Source organism: Halalkalibacter sp. HAAS-P013, assembly GCF_056619925.1.
In genome coordinates this window covers 72,806-90,650 of the sequence record NZ_JBWQTU010000016.1, presented here as the reverse complement: position 1 = coordinate 90,650, position 17,845 = coordinate 72,806, and the positions used below count along the sequence as shown (strand labels likewise).

Genomic DNA, 17,845 nt, shown 5'->3' with positions numbered 1-17,845 from the left:
ACAGGTATATTCACTGGTTTAATTACAAACGAATCCATGGAACACTGGGCTATTTGAGCCCGATTGAATACAAACTTGGACACCTTAAAAAAGTTGTCTAGTTTAGTGTTGACTATCCATTATCTATCTTATTCAGCATGGGGAGTTGTTCCTGCTTTATTCCCAGATTGGGGAGCTGATCATCCATTTTGGAGGGCATGGGCACATGCTGCATTTGTTCTTCTTTTCCTTACCCTGATCATTTCACCAGCTGCCACACTATGGCCCCCTATTAAAAGATTGTATTCCTGGAGGCGTGAATTGGGTATATGGTTTGCTGTGTTATCATTCGGACATGGTTACGCTATATGGGACCGTTGGGCGCGCTGGGATGTGGCAAGATTATTTGGATTTGAATATATGGAAGACGTAGGTGGATATATTCTCTTTAGACCAGAAGTTGGCATAATGAACATGATGGGACTTATAATAGCTCCCATGATCATCTTACTTGTCGTTACTTCTTTTGATGGAGCAGTAAAGTTACTAGGAGTATCTGCGTGGAAGTGGCTTCACACCACATTAGTACATGTTATTTTCTATATTATTATGATTCGCGGTGTATTGTATCTTTTTTATTTCTTTCAATATTCGCCTCCTAACTGGCGGACGTATCCTCCAATTTGGTTCTTATATATTTTTCTTGGGATGGCTATTTTTATCGTTTTACTTCAGGCGTGCGCCTTTACTAAGACTGTACTCCATCGGAGAGGACGCAAACAACAGAATGGTATTATCCAGGTAGCTACAGTAATTGGTATAGCCATAATGTTTGCAATGCCTTTGGTGCTAATGACGGGAACGGTTGCGTATTTTGACAATCGAACGATAAAAGAACCACCCGAGTTTACCCAGGCCGCAGAAGATTATGCACAAAATTTTGAAATGGTTATCCATGAAGAAAACCAGAATATTTACATTTGGGCAAAAAACCTTGACAGTGCACCATACTTTCGCCAAATGACCGAAATATCAGGGGAGAAGGTTCTGAACCAGATATACCGTTACGACGATCAGACTTTATATATGGAAGAACTTGATGCTGACAAGGAGCTTGTTTGGTCTAAAATAGAGAATGTGAGACCAGAAGATATTGGAATTTTAGAAGTTGCCATAGAAACAGGGGGATGGGCAGAACAGTACGGAGCAGGAGAACACAAAATTCCATTTTCTAGTGGAGAATTACAAGTCTCCATTCATAATGTAGGAGAAATCATTCCCGATGCGGTGTTTGAAATTCCCGATGATATTGAATTTAGTTCACCTTAATGAGGTATCCGTAAGTTAATTCTGAAATTCTAATGCATAGTCTTGAAATCCGAATCTTAGAAAGGAGGGGTTGGTATACCAACCTCTCCTCCATTTATTAATGTCCTCCGTGGTCGTCTCCGCCTAATGATACAATTTCTAGTTTTTCATCTAGTATGCCTTGAGTTGTAAATGAAATATCCTTAAATGTTCCTATCATAAAACCATGATTATATGGACCTTCTGTAGGATCTTCACTAAAAGCGGGCTTAACAGTTGCTAGGTACTGATAAACTTCATCTGTAAGTTCCCCTTCATCTAACCAAATCAATGGAGCATGCTTTCCTAAATGAGCAAAAGGAGCAGCTGCAATAGCAAGCTCAGCTGTATTAGTTGACGAAAACACAAAACCGTGACCAGGACTAGTGATTCCCCAACCAAAGTCTGTTTCAGCATCTTTATATGACGCGAATTCAATGGATTGAGCTACTGAATTATCCCCTTCAATTCGGTGAACCGTTCCATACGTTTCTAACTCTTGAGCAATCTCTTCAGATATTATATCTTTTGGTCCTACAAGATAGATTGTTACCCCATTCTCTCTTGCATTAAGAGCATCAATTGTTTCTTTAGGAATACCATCATTGTCTACATAAAGTAAAGATTCGTTCATGTGAGCAATCCAATTCCCAGCAGAAATCGTATATTCTTTTGCTTCTTCCTCAGTAGAACCAATTATTACATTTGGATGAACTTCGTTAATAGTTTCTGTGAATTTTTCTTCAATGTTTCTAGCGAAATCAGCTGCATTTTCACCTTGTACTTGTTCAACATTATATGCGTTTAATTTATTCAATTCCGCTTCCGGAAGATCCCCAACCACAAGCACTTGAATGTCTTCACTATTTCCTTTTGGTTGTAGTCGATTAAGTTCATTTAATACATCGTCAGAAATTTTACCATCCCAATACAACATAGGACCATCGTTAGGATGGTGAACCAGCGTTAGAGCGGCTAAGGAATATTGCCATTGATTTAATGGAGCCAATATAACTGTCCCAGGTTGATTTTCCTCATGGGTTGCTGGCCAAACAGTTTGTGATACGTGAATGGATAATTGGATAGGATCATCCTCATTTATTCTAGTAATGTTTTTAGTATTTACGACTTTTAATTCTTCGGTTGCTAACTCGTTAAGGTTTTCTGGAGCTTTTGCCGCTTCCTGTTCTAAATTGGATCTATCTACATCATCTGAATTGGAATCGCCGTGGTGCCCTTCATGGTCCATTTCTTCGTCCATATGATCCATTTCTTCGCCGTGATCGATATCCTGATCGTTTCCATGCCCTGCATGATCTTCTTCGGCTTGGGTACAAGCGGCAAGGAGCATACTTAAAAGTAAGAAAGATACAATTAACATCAACTTAGTAGCTTTTGCTTTTTTCAATTTATCCATTCCTTTCTAATCATTAACTTCTTTTATATTTCCTGCTTTTATCTTATCCAAATCAACTCTACTCAATCGTTGACTTGAATTTTTTAAGTCTTAAAGTATTTAACACAACTGAAACAGAACTAAATGCCATTGCAGCTCCGGCTAACATCGGATTTAGTAGAATTCCAAATAGGGGATATAGCAAACCCGCTGCTACTGGAATCAAGACAATGTTATAACCAAACGCCCACCCAAGGTTCTGCCAGATCATCTTCATCGTTGATTTGGATAGTCTAAGTGCCGTTACAACGCTTTTAATATCACCACGCATCAATGTGATATCAGCGGTTTCCATCGCAACATCCGTCCCCGTTCCAATAGCAATTCCTACATCGGCTTGAGCGAGTGCAGGAGCATCATTAATGCCATCACCGACCATAGCCACCAGTTTTCCTTCTCCTTGTAGTTTTTTCACTTCTTCTGCCTTATGTTCTGGCAACACCTCAGCAATATAGTTATCGATTCCGGCTTCCATTGCTATCGCTTTGGCCGTTCGTTTATGATCGCCTGTTAACATAATCACTTCAATGCCCATCGATTTTAAGGCTTTGATAGCTGTGATGGTTCCTTTTTTCAATGTATCAGCTACTGCTATGATCCCTGCAAATTCCCCGTCAATCCCAACATACATGGGAGTTTTCCCTTGATCAGCTAATGCAATTGCTTTTTCTTCGTATAACCCCAAATCAATATTGTATTTACTCATCAGTTTGATGTTGCCAATTAAGACTTGTTTGTTATTTAATGTGGCAAGTAATCCATGACCAACAATAGCTTCGAAAGATTCAGGGTCATTTATAGGAAGGTCTTTTTCTTTGGCCGCTTCCACAATGGCTTCACCTAATGGATGCTCAGATGCAGTTTCAACTGAGGCAGCGACTTGCAATAGTTCCTGTTCACTTACTATATCAGTTGTAATGATATCTGTTAGTTTTGGCTTGCCTTCCGTTATGGTACCGGTCTTATCTAAAATAACGGTCTTAATTTTATGGGCACGTTCTAAACTTGTAGCATTTTTAATTAGGATGCCATTTTCAGCTCCTTTTTCTGTACCAACCATGATGGCTGTTGGTGTTGCCAAACCTAATGCGCAAGGACAAGCAATAATAAGAATCGCAATAAAAGTAGTTAATGCGAAAATCAGACTTGGGTCCGGACCGACAAAATACCAAACAATAAATGAGACTACCGCTATTAGTAAGACTGCCGGTACAAAGTAAGCAGAAATTAAATCAACGACACGTTGAATGGGAGCTTTCGAACCTTGAGCTTCATTAACCATTCGAATGATTTGTGCAAGTGCCGTTTCTTTCCCTACTTTTGTTGCCCGAAAACGGAAACTTCCAGATTTGTTAATAGTCGCACCGATAACCTCATCTCCAGCTGCCTTTTCTACAGGAATAGACTCACCGGTTAACATGGATTCATCTATCGTAGATCTACCTTTTGTGACGACTCCGTCGACAGGAATACGTTCGCCTGGTCTTACAATGATCTCATCATCAATCTTTACTTCATCAACAGAAATTTCGAGTTCATTTCCATCTCTAATCACTCTAGCTGTTTTTGCTTGCAAACTCATTAATTTCTTAATTGCAGTAGAGGTTTGCCCTTTTGCTTTCGCTTCAAAGTAACGTCCTAAGAGGATAAGCGTCGTAATAACGGTTGTGACATCGTAATAAAGTTGGTACGGGAAGCCCATTGCCGTAAGCTGATCCGGAAATAGCGTCATCGCACCACTATAAAGCCACGCAGCTGACGTACCCATTGCTACTAGTACATTCATATCTGCTGAACCATTTCTTAATACCTTATAGCTATTTTTATAAAATCTCCAACCAGGTACGAGTTGGATGTAACTCGTTAACACAAGTAAGAATAAGGGATTAGACAAAAATGTCGGTACCCATGCTCCCCAGCCATGCATCATATGAGGGATACTACCAACTAACACAACAGTTGTTAAGACAGCTGCTACTGTAAAATCTTTAAACAGCTTTCTCGTTTCTTCCATTTGCTCATCGGATTCTTCTCTATGTTCATCTTCATTGATAATGGATGCTTCATATCCTATTTTTTCAATTCGTTTTATAACAGCTTCGGGATCTAATATTCCTTTTTCTCCTTCAACCTGAGCTTGATTAGCAGCGAGGTTCACATTAACAGATTGTACACCTTCTACTTTTGCAATAGCCTTTTCCACACGAGTAACACAAGAGGCACATGTCATTCCCTTGACAGAAAACAGAACCTTTCTTCGACCATCGTTATCAATAGGCTTAGCATCATATCCAGCCTTCTCAATAGCCTTTATAATTGCCTCAGACATTTCTATTGTTTCATCCGCTTCCACTTGAGCTTGATTGGCTGCCAGGTTTACATTAACAGATCGAACACCCTCTACTTTTGAGATCATCTTTTCAACGCGATTGACACAAGAGGCACATGTCATTCCTTTTACCGAAAATATCATCTTACTCACCTGATTCCCCTCCTTTACAATTCGAATAATACTGTTATTGTGATCATATTTCCCCTATAGATTACCAAAAGAATGTAAAGAAAATATGTGAGCTACATCACAAATTCTTCTTTGTTTCTATAAGTATCTTCATTTAGATATAGCTATTGTAAATAGTGAAGAAGGTCGTACTAAAATCGTGCGACCTCACTTCTATGATTCTATCCAACTATTTCATTCTACATCATATCCTTGGTCTTCAATCTCATGAATAATTTGATCTAATGAAATAACATCAGAATCATAATTAAGGTTTACTTCTCCTTCAGACAGTAGAACTTTTACTGAGTTGACACCATTTAAATTTCCAATATTACTTTCTATCGTACTAATGCAATGCCCACATGACATTCCGTTAACTTTTAATGTTTTTTGTTCCATTTTTTCATCCTCCCAAAATCTTTTTTCTTTTCAAATTAATTTCACCATACCCCCCTACGGTAATAAACCCGAATGCTTATTTAAATGTGAAAATTAATTGAATAGATGAGAAGCATCCTTACTAACTAAAGAATCGCCATGGCTTTGAAAAAAGTCATTCCCAAGGTCTCTTAGCCACGCACATACAGATTGCAACGACGATCTTCGTAGTGAATATTAAACGAATCATCACATTAATGGGTTAGAAATGACCTATTAATTTGCTCTTGTAAGACTCAAAAAAGATTAGAGAATGTTTAAAATCATTCCCTAATCTTTTTAATTTTATTGCACTTCATAGACCGTATATTTTCAGCAGTCTCGGTTTCTCCTTCCTCTTATACTTGAAAGCTTTTATTAGAGCTCCTAATTTGTTTCAGCCCCTTTATTTCCATATGATTCCATAAAGTTACTGCATGCTTCCATCATTTCCTCACCTTCTAAGGAATTCATACCTTGCATCATATTCATCATGCCATTACCATTCATCATATTCATCATACCATGGTCTTCATTAGCTTGAGATACTCCTGAAAACCCCATTGTTCCTACGACTAAGACAGAAGATAACCCGAATGAAAAAAGTAACATTTTCGTTTTTTTTCGCATGTTATTCACTCCTTTAAAAGTGTATTATCTATTTACATTTATAGTTTAAACTATAATTTTGATGAAATTGTGATAGATACTGATATAATTTAATTTTTTCCTTTTAAGAACGTATATTTTTGCTCGAACTCATTTTGCGTTAAATTCCCTTTTGCAAACCTCTCTTTTAAAATTTGAAGTGATGTATCTTGTTCATGATCTTGAATGACAACGGTTGAATTGTTCTTCTTTAAGAGTCTAATGACTAATACCAATCCACCATAAATGATTGAACATAATATAAGAATTACTAAGACCATATACAAAATCATACCGATATTCATTATTCCCCAGTTCATCATCATGATTAAACACCTCCAATTATTTCAACTATATGGTTTCCCTCAAATAAAGACTCTGAATAGACCTCTACAGGCTTAGCAAACATGACACTAATATGTTCCGGTGAAAAGTCCAATTTTTCACTCATTCTCGGACTTATTTCTTTTATTTCTGAATGGGCTTCAACAACAGTTCCGTTTACCAATGAAATGAATATTGTCATAAAAAGAATAAGCCCCCCAAGTAAATCTATCTTTTTTTGTCAACACTAGTTACACACATCCTGTTTTTTCTCCTTGAATTGCTTACTTTCTTTTGAACACCAGAAAGATTAGTCCGATCATTAGAGATGGAATACCTACCCAAAGACAAATTTTCAGGAGAGAGATGATAAAATTTTCGTCGGTCGTTAATGTTAAGGACATACTTAAACAAACTAACCCAATAAGTAAAAGTAGACTAACAATGACCCAGTCTATCCACTTCATATCTGTTCTCCCCTCTCCTTTTTCAAAAATTCGTTAGGAAAAGAAAGGGTAAATTGGGTTCCTTCGTTTTCCTTACTAGTTACTTCTATTGTACCACCGTGTAATTTGACTAACATTTTAACGATGGCTAACCCCAATCCTGTCCCTCCAAATTCCCTTGAACGAGATTTTTCAACACGGTAAAACCGTTCAAAAATAAATGGAACTTCGTCGGCAGGAATTCCGGTTCCGGTATCCTTAACAATAACGAAAACTTGATTTTCACCTTGTTTGAACTCACACATTACCTGTCCGTTAGTCGTATGCCTAAACGCATTATCCAATAAGTTGGTAAGAATTTGTTCAATACGTTTCCCATCTCCATAAAACAAGGAAATGTTTTCATCTACTTTAAATATAAATGATAGCCCTTTCTCTTTTGCTTTTAATAAATATTTCATATCGAGATTATCGGCAAGTTCTGTTAAATCGATCCACTCCTTCTTTATTTCAAACTTCCCTTCTTCCATCTTAGATAAATCAAATAGTTCTGATATAAGAGAATTTAATCGATTTGCTTCATGTTCAAGGATTGATATATACTGTTCTTTTTCTTCCTCCGTCTGATACAGCTTTTCTTTCAAGACTTCCGAATAACCCATTAAATATGAAACCGGTGTCTTTAATTCATGAGAAATACTAGCAAAGAATTCACTTCTTGTATCATGGTGCCTCTTTAGTTCCTGAGTTAGGTTGTTAATGCCAACAGCAAGAGAACCGATTTCATCTTTTGATCGTACAATCACTTTTGTATTTAAATCCCCTTTGGCAATCTTTTTTGTTGCAGCCTGCATTTCAAGTAAAGGTGACGAGAGCTTTCTTGAAGCAATAAATGTAAATCCAAGAGCTAGAAAGAAACCTCCAACACCAGCAAGAAGAAACAACTGTCTTACCGTAGACATCGAATCATACATATCATTAAGTGGAAATAACATGAACAGACTACCTTTGAATTGATCAGCATTTATTGGATGACCATACAAAAGATAAGGAATGTCAGTCAACGGTTCTACGTATTCATAGAAAACAGGCCTTCCTTCAAAAAGGTTTTGTAAGTCGAACTCTTTAATGTTTATTTCCAGATCATCCGAACCTGTAAACTTGATCATATCTCCATCTTCGTCTAGTAAGAAGATCTTTTTTTGTGTAATATTTCCTGCCATTTCGACCATTGGTGTTGACATTAACATTTGATTATTCACTATCATCTGGGCATAATTTGACGTTAATTGATGAGCTTCCTCTTTTGCCTTATTGTAATAATAATTACAAAAAACCTGATCAATGACATAAACAAACGGTGCGAAAACTAATAAAAAAACGGTAATCATCGTCAGCCCTAATTTTACATCAATTCGATTCAATCTCATGTGTCTATTTCCTTCAACTTATAGCCGACACCCCAAATCGTTTCGATGATAGTAAAGCTCAACCCTTCTTTCTTTAATTTCAAACGAATACTTTTTATGTGAGAATCAACCGTTCTTTCATCTCCGAGAAAATCCACTCCCCAAATTTTCAAAAGTAACTGGTCTCGGTTAAACACTTGCTTAGGATTCAAGAGTAAAAATTTTAATAACTCAAATTCTTTAGGAGTTAAATGAACAGGATTGTCTTGAACAAAAACTTTATGATCATCCACATCCATTTTCAGCTCGTGGAAGTGGAGTTGTTTTGTTTGCGTTGTTTGATTTACAACAGCTCTTCTTAAAAGTGCATTCACTCGTGCGATAAGTTCTTCTGGTTTGAAAGGTTTAGTTAAATAATCATCCGCTCCAATATCGAGTCCCTTCACCTTGTCCGTTGTCTCCGTTCTAGCGGTTAACATTAATATAGGCAAAGCCAAATTTTCTTTTCTAATCTCTTCACACACTTCCCAACCATCCATCTCTGGCATCATTACATCTAAAATAATAAGTTGAAAAGAATGACATTTCATTTCTTTAAGTGCTTCTTTCCCATTCACAGCTTCCACTATGTTAAATTCTTGCTTGGATAAATGAATTCGAATTAGATTTCTCATATTCCATTCGTCATCAACAATTAGAATTTTAGTGTCCATGTTTTCCCTCTTTTCTATATAAAGAATATTACTTATAAAATATTTTTTTACACAAATCTACTTGAAAAGAAGAAAATGGAGGCAACTCAATTAAAAGCTTCCTCCACCGATTAATCTTACTATAATTTAGACCTATTTTGAGTTTGTTAAGTGGGATAAACTTACAATAAGGTTAGTTACTTTTTTCCCGTTTATCGAAGGGGGCATTCTGTTTATTAATCAAAAATTCATAACCCACTGGTTTTCTTTTGATAGTAGCATAAGAATGAATCATCATCGCAATTATTAGTAAGAATAAAAGTATGATCGGAACTAAAATTGATAATTCCTCCAAACGTACTCCCCTCCATTATTGTGACCTTTTTAAAGAATCAATTTCCTTCATCAACTTTTGATTTTGTTCCATTAAGTGATTCACATTTTTTTGTAAATCTTTTCCGTTTGGTTCACTCTTATTACTGTTATTTCCATCAGACATCCTTTTCATAAAGAAAAATAACATCACTAACATTAAAGGACATAATAATAGTGGAAGATAATAAGCTAAATTTTCCATAGTCAATACCTCCTAATTTTTAAATCTATTTATATTATAAAAGGTAATTGTGTTAAAATTTTGAAGAATAAAATATAAAATATAAATTTCCCTTTGGAATTAGATCATGGTTTAATGCAACACATACTTTCTTAAATCCCCCAATAAGTTATCGTATCTAAAATCCCAAGGATGATCAGAAAAAAACCTGCAACTCGCTGTATCCATTTTCCGATGTTTCTTCCTTTTTTCAAAAGTGTCCCGTTTAATCCAAAAGTCCAGATGAGATACATCGTAATGAACAAAGGAATCGATGTACCAAACGAAAACACAGTTGGTAAAATAAATCCGTATGAAGTAGAAAGGGTTAGCGGCATTAGCAAAAAGAAAAAGATTGAGAACATGGTTGGACAGAACCCTAATGAAAAACTACTTCCTAAAAGAAATGCCCCCATTTGCCTCTTCTTTTATCACCAGCTTCTTTTTGTTTTAGACCGATAGACCATTTCCATGTGATGAGTCCAACTAAATAAAGACCGATTACGATAAAAATGGGCCCAAGTATTTTACGTATCCAAGGAAGATAACCAATTAGTTCTTGTTGAAATTCAGAACCTAATCTAACCCCGAAAAAACAACGACTTTCCCAAGTTGAAAGAATATGACTTCTGACCATGGAATAGCTTTTTGGATAGACCGATTCCCATAAAGTGTAATGGCACCTACATTTCCGGTGAATTGACACGGTGCAGCAGCTGCTAGAATTCCTATAACAAGTGCTGCTAATATCGGAATATGTTCAAAACCATACGTTAGTTTAATCAAAGGATCATATAATAATCTGCTAATAGAATTAAATACATCATACATATTACGAACCTCGCTTTATAGTAAACAACAATTTCATGAAGCTTCCTTAATAGCATTTTCACTTTTTCACTTAATTACTGCCGTAAAAATTGATAAAAATGATTCAATATTTTGCAATTGTAACGAAGAATTGTGATGAAACTATGAAGAAAAAATCTTAAAAATGCGAAATATATATAGATTTTTTCGACAAGCACCGAGAAAAAATTCTTTCATGTGACAATGAAGATTGTATAGTAAGCAAGAAGAACCTCGAAGAAAGGATTATCGTCGAGGTGTTATTTATTAGAGGTGCTATTGAAGGTATAGAAATAGCTTCAATAGAACTGTCAGACAAATTCTCTAGTAAGAAAACGGGAACCATTGCAAAGCCTGCTTTTGCGCTGGCAGCCGAATTTAGGGGGCCATATATATTAACAATTTATCAATGCAAAAGCCTTAAAAAGTTTACCTGCAACTTCTTAAGGCTTTTTCTCTAGTTTATAGAAATACCATTAGGGTACTCCCCTACATCTAATCGTTTCTCTTCTTCTAACGTTTTTAAATCAACAACGGAAACTGTATCTTCAAACATATTCGTAACAAAGGCATATTGGCTATCCTTAGAAATAACGATACCATGTGCCCCTTTTCCTAACGAAACCTCCTTTTCAACTTCTAATGTATCAAGTCCTATAATAGAGATCTTATTTGATGGATTCTCTTCACTTCCTTGATTTGCAACAATGACATATTGATTGTCGTAACTAGCAAACATTTGTACCGGACCTACTCCGACATCAATGTGTTTGATTACCTCTTGTGATGACGTATCAATTACAGCTAGTTGGTTATCAACATGCAATCCAACAAAGGCATACTTTCCGTCATGGGAAAATCCAGTTTGAACAGCACCCTCTCCTACATGTACTCGATTAACTTCTTCATTCAATTGTAAGTCAATAATGCTAACATCAGCACTTTGCATATTCGCTATATAAGCATATTGTTGATCGGGCGATATCCTTACTCCATGCGGATATTCTCCCACTTCTACATTAACAACTTCATCTGTCTTTCTATTAATAATCGTGACAGAATTATCACCTGAATTGGTTACGACAACGTTCTCACCATTCTCTGTAGCCGTTACATGTGCAGGGTGGCTCCCTACCTGATGTTCTTCCACTTTTTCTAATGTGTTTAAATCATATGCTACAACCTTTTCTTGTTTTACCTTATCTTCTTCGTTACCATCATCTTCATGGCTATGACTATGTTCTTCATCTTCATTATCGCCATGTGGCGGATTAATGGTTACCCAAATTAATTGAGACTCAACATTGACTTCTAGATTATGTGCTTCCCCATCAAGGTAAACAAGCTCTTGCCTTTCTTCTGGATAGTAAATGACAGACATAGTCCCATCCATTTCATTTCCGACTACAACAATGTACTCTTCTTCGAAATCATTATCCCCTTCGTCCACTTCTTTTACCGTTTCTTCCATATCATCGTTTAACTTGTTTTCTACATTAGCATTTTCTTCGTTAGTCATCATGCTTTCAGCGTTCTGTCCACAAGCAGCAAGCAAAAGTAAAAACGTCAAAATCATAAGTATGAAGCAAATTTTTCTTTTCATCTATTTCCCTCCTAGATCTTTATAAATGTAAGTATAAAAGGAGGGGGGTTACGACAAATGTGATTCCAATCACAAAAGCAAATAATAAGTATTTTTTGTTCAATATATTACCTTGCTTTCTTCATAGTTTCTATATAATTATCTGTAATAAAAAAGTCGTTATCTGTATTACATTTGTTTGAAATTACAGAAGTTCAAATAATACAGTAAACACATTCAAAAACCTCCTCATCTGATTTATTCCTAGCTATCTATGAGTGATTGCTGCTTTTTCAAAGTTGTGTTCATATTTAACTTCGATTCAAAAAAGAAATCAAATATTGTACATGGAGACAATTATTAATTCATTGCTGATTATTATTTTTAATTCTATCGAATCACCAGATTGTTTAGTATTCGTTTTATATTTACAATAGCCTTTGTAGAATTAAAAGCAAAAAGAAAAAGACAAGAATTTTTAAAATTCAAGTCTCTGATAGGTGTGATAAAATATTTCATCCCTTTACTTTTCCTTTACTTCTATCCAGAAAGGAAAAACAATTATTTGTTCTGCAAATTTAAACTCAACCCATAGTTTGTAAAAACCGCTATCTATAAATTGAGCAACAAATACTGTTTCATGATCTGAATTAGGATGCACATGAATAAATTGCTTTACTTCATCATCAATGATTACTACATGTCCAAGAGCCCCTAGATAAGGTTCAGGTTTCTCTCCTTTGAGATCGAAATGAAGTGTAACATCTTCTCCGATTTTCAATGGACCATGAGTCATTTCAACTAGCTTCCCATTAACCTCCTTTATCTTTTCTTTGTTAGGAATTAGATTCATATGAGTATGATTAAGTATACTGCCCTCTATTGCATACGGTTCAATTAGATAATGTTTCCCTTTCGAATTTATATCAACAAAAGCCTTATATGATGTAAGATCACGAAGAGGAAGCGTTACTTCATACGTATACAAATCAATTTGTTCAGGATGTAAATGATAAAACTCTTGCAAATCATCACTAACTACGATCAGATGCATTTATTTCTCATGTGTTGGTAAAAACTCTGGTGTATTTCCTTCCCGATCTTCTAAATGAATTTTCAAAATAGAATCTTGATACGTAATGGTTGTGATGATATCGTTTTCGGCTGCACCCCTGTACATATGATATTGCAATTCATGATGCTGATGATATTGTTCCATTTGATTATTCACCTATCTCTGTGGATGACTTTTTTTCAGAAAAATACTTCTTGTTCCCAACCACTAAACGGATGAGAGCGGTTTTTCGTAGGTCCCGGTTGAACTCTTGGTGCGTGTCTCGGCTTATCATCTTGTGTCGCAGCCTTTTGTAATAATTGTTCAAGCAGCTGCCACTTTTTGAGTAATAGAACAACCAAGAATAACGCTACCCCTGTTGCTGCATACACGCCCCACGGCAAATAACTAACTTCTGTTCCGATTTGAAGTAATTGACCACCAATAAAGTTTCGCCCAGCTTCACCTAAGCCTGACATCACATTCGCCAATCCAAAGAAGAGACCTATCAATCCAGCTGTCGATAACTGTGAAATTGTACTATCAATAGTTGGTAAGATAAGCATTTCACCTAAAACAAAGATGGCACCACTTAACACAAGGTGAAAAAACGATGTAGCAAAGTAAAGAGAACCGACTCCAAACCCGATAAATAACATCCCGATTGCAAGTGCGGTTAACGGATGTAACCTCTGAATAACTTTTCCTGTCATCACGTTTTGAGCCAAAATGACAATCCCACTATTGATCGTCCAAATTAGGGCCACATTACTTGGATCGGGCAAGACCTCCGTTGCCCGTATTGGAAGGGTCAAAGCCAACTGAGCATATAAAGCCCAAATAATAACACTAACTACACCAAACACAATAAAAGGTTTATTCTTAAACACTTCCTTATATGCACCCGATGGGATAACAGGACAATTTGCATATCCACAATTTTTCGGAAGGAAAAACCAACTCTTTAATGCGAGTGACACATAAATAATCCCCGCAATCCAAAAAGTCAATTTAGAGGATCCTGTCACAACAAAGAAGATAATAAGCCCAGCTGCTGCTGTTCCGATATTAGCGGCAATCCCACGCATCGAAAAGGCTGTCGTTTGCGTTTCTTCTGATGCCAATGCCGCAATGGCCGCCTTGGTTGATGGAGCGTTCAATCCATTGCCAAGACCTGTAATCAGTGAGGCTACAAGTAACAATCCAAATACATTAAAGAGCCCAAAACCGATTAATCCAGCTGCACCAATCATGGCTCCTAATCCAATAATGAACCTCCTCCCAATACGATCTGCCAAAAATCCTCCGAGTAAGCTCCCAAATTGAAATGATATGGCATTCGTTGCCAATACCATTCCTACTTGCGCTAGAGATAATGCTACATCTATTTTTTAGCATAATCGGTAACATAGGAATCACTAAGTACGTTCCTAAATGAGAAAGCAAGACTCCAAATAATAAAATCAGCATGGTACGATCTAATTTTTTAATGTCTTGTATAATCATTTAATCCCTTCTTTAACAGGTATTGAACAAAAACAGGCAACCTTGGTCACCTGCTTTTGCTCGATTTTAAGCTACCATTTTACGGCATTCTTCTGCACACTTACGGCAGTAAGTAGCACATTCCTGGCAATGATCGTCTTGGAACTTCTCACAGTCAGTAGCACAGGCTTCGCAGATCATAGCACACATTTCACAAAATTGTTTTGCAAACATACTCCCACGAGACATCCATTGAGATGCCATTGAACAAATATCTGCGCAGTCTCTTAACATACTGATACAGTGAGTTCTAGCTTGTACATCAGGCTCTTTTAGACATGATGACAAACATTCTTCGCATGCTTGCATACATTTGTTGCAAGCATCAATACAGGCCTGATGTTGTTGTATAGTTGAATCAATCAAAGTGGTCATTTTACATCTCCTCCCTTCTTTCTTATTATTTAATAGACCACTCTACACAAATCTAGTAAATATTACTAAATCTCACAAGGCAGAAGTATTATAGGAAATTTGTTCAAAATTTTAATTATTATCATGACACCAAAACGTAAATAAGCCCCCTTGAGAAGGGAGCTTAGAAAAAAATATTAGTATTTACTTTAATTAAAATCTACTCTTCATAGCTTACTCAAATCCTAAGTATTCTTCTAACGTTAACCCTTGTTCATGAATTACTTTGGCTGGCTCTTTGCCTACAAAACGAAGATGCCATGGTTCGTATTGATAACCTGTAATTTTTTCTTTATCTTTTGGATAACGTATTATAAAACCAAACTGCGCAGCATTTTCCTTAATCCATTGACCCTCAGGAGTATCTTCAAATGAGGTAACTAATTGAAAGTTCACTTCCGGACTAGTAACATCCATTGCTAGACCAGTTTGGTGCTCACTATGCCCAGCATTCGCACTGACTCGACTTGCCTTTTCTTCACCGCTTCTCTCAACATAATACGCAAAGATACTCTCCTGACGTTCATAAGAGCGATACCCTGATTGAGCATAAAGATTTAAGTTTTCATCATTGGCTTTTTTAAACAAATCTTCAAGTGCTGCCGCTGCTTCCTGTCGCATTAAGCGTTGAGGTAGCTCCTCAATGAACGGAAAGGGGACATTTGGCTCAACTAAATCCGAAGGTACATAGTCTTTTGGTAAATCCCGCACTTTATTTACCAATAAAAGAACATCATCTAATTGCTCTTTCGTATAAGATTCCCATGGTTTATCTTTAGCAAGATCTTCTTGGGATTGTTCGCCTTTATCGATACTATTTTTTATTGGAGCACTATCTATATCACCGTTCTTATTCTTCATTTTTCCGTCGTCTGTTGATAAGTAGTCACTTAATAACATTTCTTTATTTTCTTCTTTTGTAGAATTTGTTAATAGTGAATCTTCTTTATAAATTACAATTAGGATTACAAATACGACTGCTAGTGCAGCAATGTAAAAATACCTCATTAAATAAAATACCTATCCTTTCTGTGTTATTACTGCAATTACAACTTAGCGAGATTTCAGGTCTTAAGCTTTATTAGTAAGTGACTCATTATACAGAAGTGGGTTGCTTCCTTTTTTTCCAAACAACAAAAATTAAATAAATCGCTGCAATGCTAAGGATCATTTTTCCTTGCCACTCAAATTGAGTAATCTGATAAACCGAATACGCTTCAATCAAAAGCGCAGATATTTTACCTATTGAGCTTGCAATAGCAAAAGTGATAAATGAAACACTACCAATGGCTCCAGCAAGAGTAACCAGACCTGAAGGAACAAAAGGAAGAAGGCGAAGGGATAAAATTAAATAAAAGGCATCTTTTCCTTTTAAATGTACTAACCGTTTTAATTTCGGGTACTTGTCCAATGGCTTCTGAGAAAATTGTTTAAACCCTTTTCGATACAAATAAAAGGCTATGATGGCTCCGAGCGACTCTCCAACAAAAGAAATAAATGTCCCCATCCAGAACCCGAAAAAGATAAGATTCGCTGCAGTCACAAAGAAACTTGGAATAACTCCTAATACTGCAACAATAATACTAATTCCAATACTAATTAAGATTGCAAAGTGTTCATACTCTTGAAAGTAATATATAAGCCGATCTTCCATTTTCCCCTCCTCTATTTGTCTTCATAATGATCTTGTATTTTTATGAGATTTCCATAGACCCTGACGCTTAATTTTTCTTGTATTGTTACTCTGATCAAGAACTATCATTCTATCGTTCATTTATGTAGAAAATATGAAGTTTTTAAATTTTGGTTATTATCACTAAAGTAACTTTGCATACCTTTTATAAAATACAAAAGACTCCTACAAATTGATAGGAGTCAATGCCATTATTCTTTCATGCGTCATATGCTTTCTTCAATTACCTTCATTTTATATTAACCTTTTCAACAATGATTTCCCTATAAAGTGAGCATTTTTCTTATGATGACTTTGACTTTTTTAGTTCCTCTAAAGATGCCGTCAACTTTTCATTTTCTTCCATTAATTTACTCATTTGTTTATGTGCTCTCTGCCAATCTTCAGATGAGTTAATTAAATTCTCATTCTTATTTTTTTGCGTCCTATTAGGGGTACTCTGCTTAGTCATCTTGACGGCTTTCCAACAGAAGAACAGACAAACGATTTTAATCGCAATAAATACTATTAAAAATATGTTCAATTATTTCAACTCCTTTCGTAATCCGTCAATTTCTTTCAATAGTTTTTGATTATCCTTTTCCATTTTCTCCATTTGTGAATACATTTTTTGTAACTCGATCGATTCAGAAACTGAATCTTCGTTGTTTACTGGACTAACAGTTATGTTTTTTTTAGGCGAACAACAGGTAGAACTTCCACCATGCTTGCCCATGCCTTTAACACAAGTCAGGCTTAAGAGCACAAGAACACCAAGTAAAAGGAATGTAACTACATCCATTTCGCAAAACCCCTTTCAGTAATTCGGTTCCCTACAGAGCTTTAAGGACCTCTCATAAAAAATGTAACAAAAGAATTTGATGGAAATATGAAGTAGTACAAAAGATTAGAA

Annotated in this window: 22 protein-coding genes; 2 read left to right on the top strand and 20 right to left on the bottom strand. The window is 36.0% G+C overall.

The genetic code is table 11. The features are described 5' to 3' along the window. Together AC1FXP_RS19555 and AC1FXP_RS19550 are read left to right on the top strand one after the other, a co-directional pair. Positions 1–101: IS3 family transposase (locus AC1FXP_RS19555; RefSeq protein WP_480063667.1), on the top strand; the 101-nt coding region annotated here is incomplete at its 5' end. Between the two features lie 199 nt (positions 102–300). Further along, entirely contained in the window at positions 301–1,308 is a 1,008-nt protein-coding gene (locus tag AC1FXP_RS19550; protein ID WP_480063666.1) for a hypothetical protein, read from the top strand. Positions 1,309–1,405: 97 nt separating this feature from the next. On the opposite strand, the gene AC1FXP_RS19545 is transcribed toward AC1FXP_RS19550, so the two are convergent. From AC1FXP_RS19545 to AC1FXP_RS19450, 20 genes are all read right to left on the bottom strand, one after another. Then, positions 1,406–2,743, bottom strand: coding sequence for a cell wall-binding repeat-containing protein (locus tag AC1FXP_RS19545; RefSeq protein ID WP_480063665.1), 1,338 nt, complete (start codon positions 2,741–2,743; stop codon positions 1,406–1,408). Between the two features lie 58 nt (positions 2,744–2,801). Beyond that, positions 2,802–5,264 carry a heavy metal translocating P-type ATPase gene (locus AC1FXP_RS19540; RefSeq protein ID WP_480063663.1) on the bottom strand — a complete coding sequence of 821 codons (2,463 nt, stop codon included), beginning with the start codon at positions 5,262–5,264 and terminating at the stop codon, positions 2,802–2,804. A 213-nt stretch (positions 5,265–5,477) separates the two neighbouring features. Beyond that, positions 5,478–5,684: a copper chaperone CopZ gene (copZ, locus tag AC1FXP_RS19535; protein WP_480063662.1), complete on the bottom strand. Its 207-nt coding sequence runs from the start codon at positions 5,682–5,684 to the stop codon at positions 5,478–5,480. A 405-nt stretch (positions 5,685–6,089) separates the two neighbouring features. Continuing rightward, positions 6,090–6,332: a hypothetical protein gene (locus tag AC1FXP_RS19530; RefSeq protein WP_250096210.1), complete on the bottom strand. Its 243-nt coding sequence runs from the start codon at positions 6,330–6,332 to the stop codon at positions 6,090–6,092. 89 nt (positions 6,333–6,421) lie between these two features. Further along, positions 6,422–6,676: an SHOCT domain-containing protein gene (locus tag AC1FXP_RS19525; RefSeq protein ID WP_480063661.1), complete on the bottom strand. Its 255-nt coding sequence runs from the start codon at positions 6,674–6,676 to the stop codon at positions 6,422–6,424. A gap of 2 nt (positions 6,677–6,678) precedes the next feature. Further along, positions 6,679–6,876, bottom strand: a complete 198-nt coding sequence (locus tag AC1FXP_RS19520) for a hypothetical protein (protein ID WP_480063660.1) — start codon at positions 6,874–6,876, stop codon at positions 6,679–6,681. A 261-nt stretch (positions 6,877–7,137) separates the two neighbouring features. After that, a complete protein-coding gene (locus AC1FXP_RS19515) occupies positions 7,138–8,550 on the bottom strand; it encodes a sensor histidine kinase (protein WP_480063659.1) in 1,413 nt (470 codons plus the stop codon). Next, entirely contained in the window at positions 8,547–9,242 is a 696-nt protein-coding gene (locus tag AC1FXP_RS19510) for a response regulator transcription factor (RefSeq protein WP_480063657.1), read from the bottom strand. The genes AC1FXP_RS19515 and AC1FXP_RS19510 overlap by 4 nt, the downstream gene beginning before the upstream one ends. A gap of 349 nt (positions 9,243–9,591) precedes the next feature. Beyond that, a complete protein-coding gene (locus AC1FXP_RS19505; RefSeq protein ID WP_480063656.1) occupies positions 9,592–9,798 on the bottom strand; it encodes a hypothetical protein in 207 nt (68 codons plus the stop codon). Between the two features lie 131 nt (positions 9,799–9,929). Next, positions 9,930–10,232, bottom strand: a complete 303-nt coding sequence (locus AC1FXP_RS19500) for an urease accessory protein UreH domain-containing protein (RefSeq protein ID WP_480063655.1) — start codon at positions 10,230–10,232, stop codon at positions 9,930–9,932. A gap of 160 nt (positions 10,233–10,392) precedes the next feature. Then, on the bottom strand, positions 10,393–10,647 hold the full coding sequence (locus AC1FXP_RS19495) for a hypothetical protein (protein ID WP_480063654.1): 255 nt from the start codon (positions 10,645–10,647) through the stop codon (positions 10,393–10,395). Between the two features lie 475 nt (positions 10,648–11,122). Beyond that, positions 11,123–12,268: a YncE family protein gene (locus AC1FXP_RS19490; protein ID WP_480063653.1), complete on the bottom strand. Its 1,146-nt coding sequence runs from the start codon at positions 12,266–12,268 to the stop codon at positions 11,123–11,125. Positions 12,269–12,770: 502 nt separating this feature from the next. Beyond that, complete coding sequence (locus AC1FXP_RS19485; RefSeq protein ID WP_480063652.1) at positions 12,771–13,301, bottom strand: hypothetical protein; 531 nt, start codon at positions 13,299–13,301, stop codon at positions 12,771–12,773. Beyond that, complete coding sequence (locus tag AC1FXP_RS19480) at positions 13,302–13,466, bottom strand: hypothetical protein (protein WP_480063651.1); 165 nt, start codon at positions 13,464–13,466, stop codon at positions 13,302–13,304. It lies immediately after the preceding gene. A 35-nt stretch (positions 13,467–13,501) separates the two neighbouring features. Next, on the bottom strand, positions 13,502–14,650 hold the full coding sequence (locus AC1FXP_RS19475) for an MFS transporter (protein ID WP_480063650.1): 1,149 nt from the start codon (positions 14,648–14,650) through the stop codon (positions 13,502–13,504). A gap of 223 nt (positions 14,651–14,873) precedes the next feature. Then, positions 14,874–15,221, bottom strand: a complete 348-nt coding sequence (locus AC1FXP_RS19470) for a four-helix bundle copper-binding protein (protein WP_480063649.1) — start codon at positions 15,219–15,221, stop codon at positions 14,874–14,876. Positions 15,222–15,434: 213 nt separating this feature from the next. Continuing rightward, complete coding sequence (locus tag AC1FXP_RS19465) at positions 15,435–16,268, bottom strand: M15 family metallopeptidase (RefSeq protein ID WP_480063648.1); 834 nt, start codon at positions 16,266–16,268, stop codon at positions 15,435–15,437. Positions 16,269–16,356: 88 nt separating this feature from the next. Further along, positions 16,357–16,914 carry a TVP38/TMEM64 family protein gene (locus AC1FXP_RS19460; RefSeq protein ID WP_480063647.1) on the bottom strand — a complete coding sequence of 186 codons (558 nt, stop codon included), beginning with the start codon at positions 16,912–16,914 and terminating at the stop codon, positions 16,357–16,359. 322 nt (positions 16,915–17,236) lie between these two features. Next, complete coding sequence (locus AC1FXP_RS19455; RefSeq protein WP_480063646.1) at positions 17,237–17,476, bottom strand: hypothetical protein; 240 nt, start codon at positions 17,474–17,476, stop codon at positions 17,237–17,239. Further along, the gene (locus tag AC1FXP_RS19450; protein ID WP_480063645.1) at positions 17,477–17,734 is read right to left on the bottom strand and encodes a hypothetical protein; all 258 of its coding nucleotides are present in this window, start codon (positions 17,732–17,734) and stop codon (positions 17,477–17,479) included. Positions 17,735–17,845: the final 111 nt, after the last annotated feature.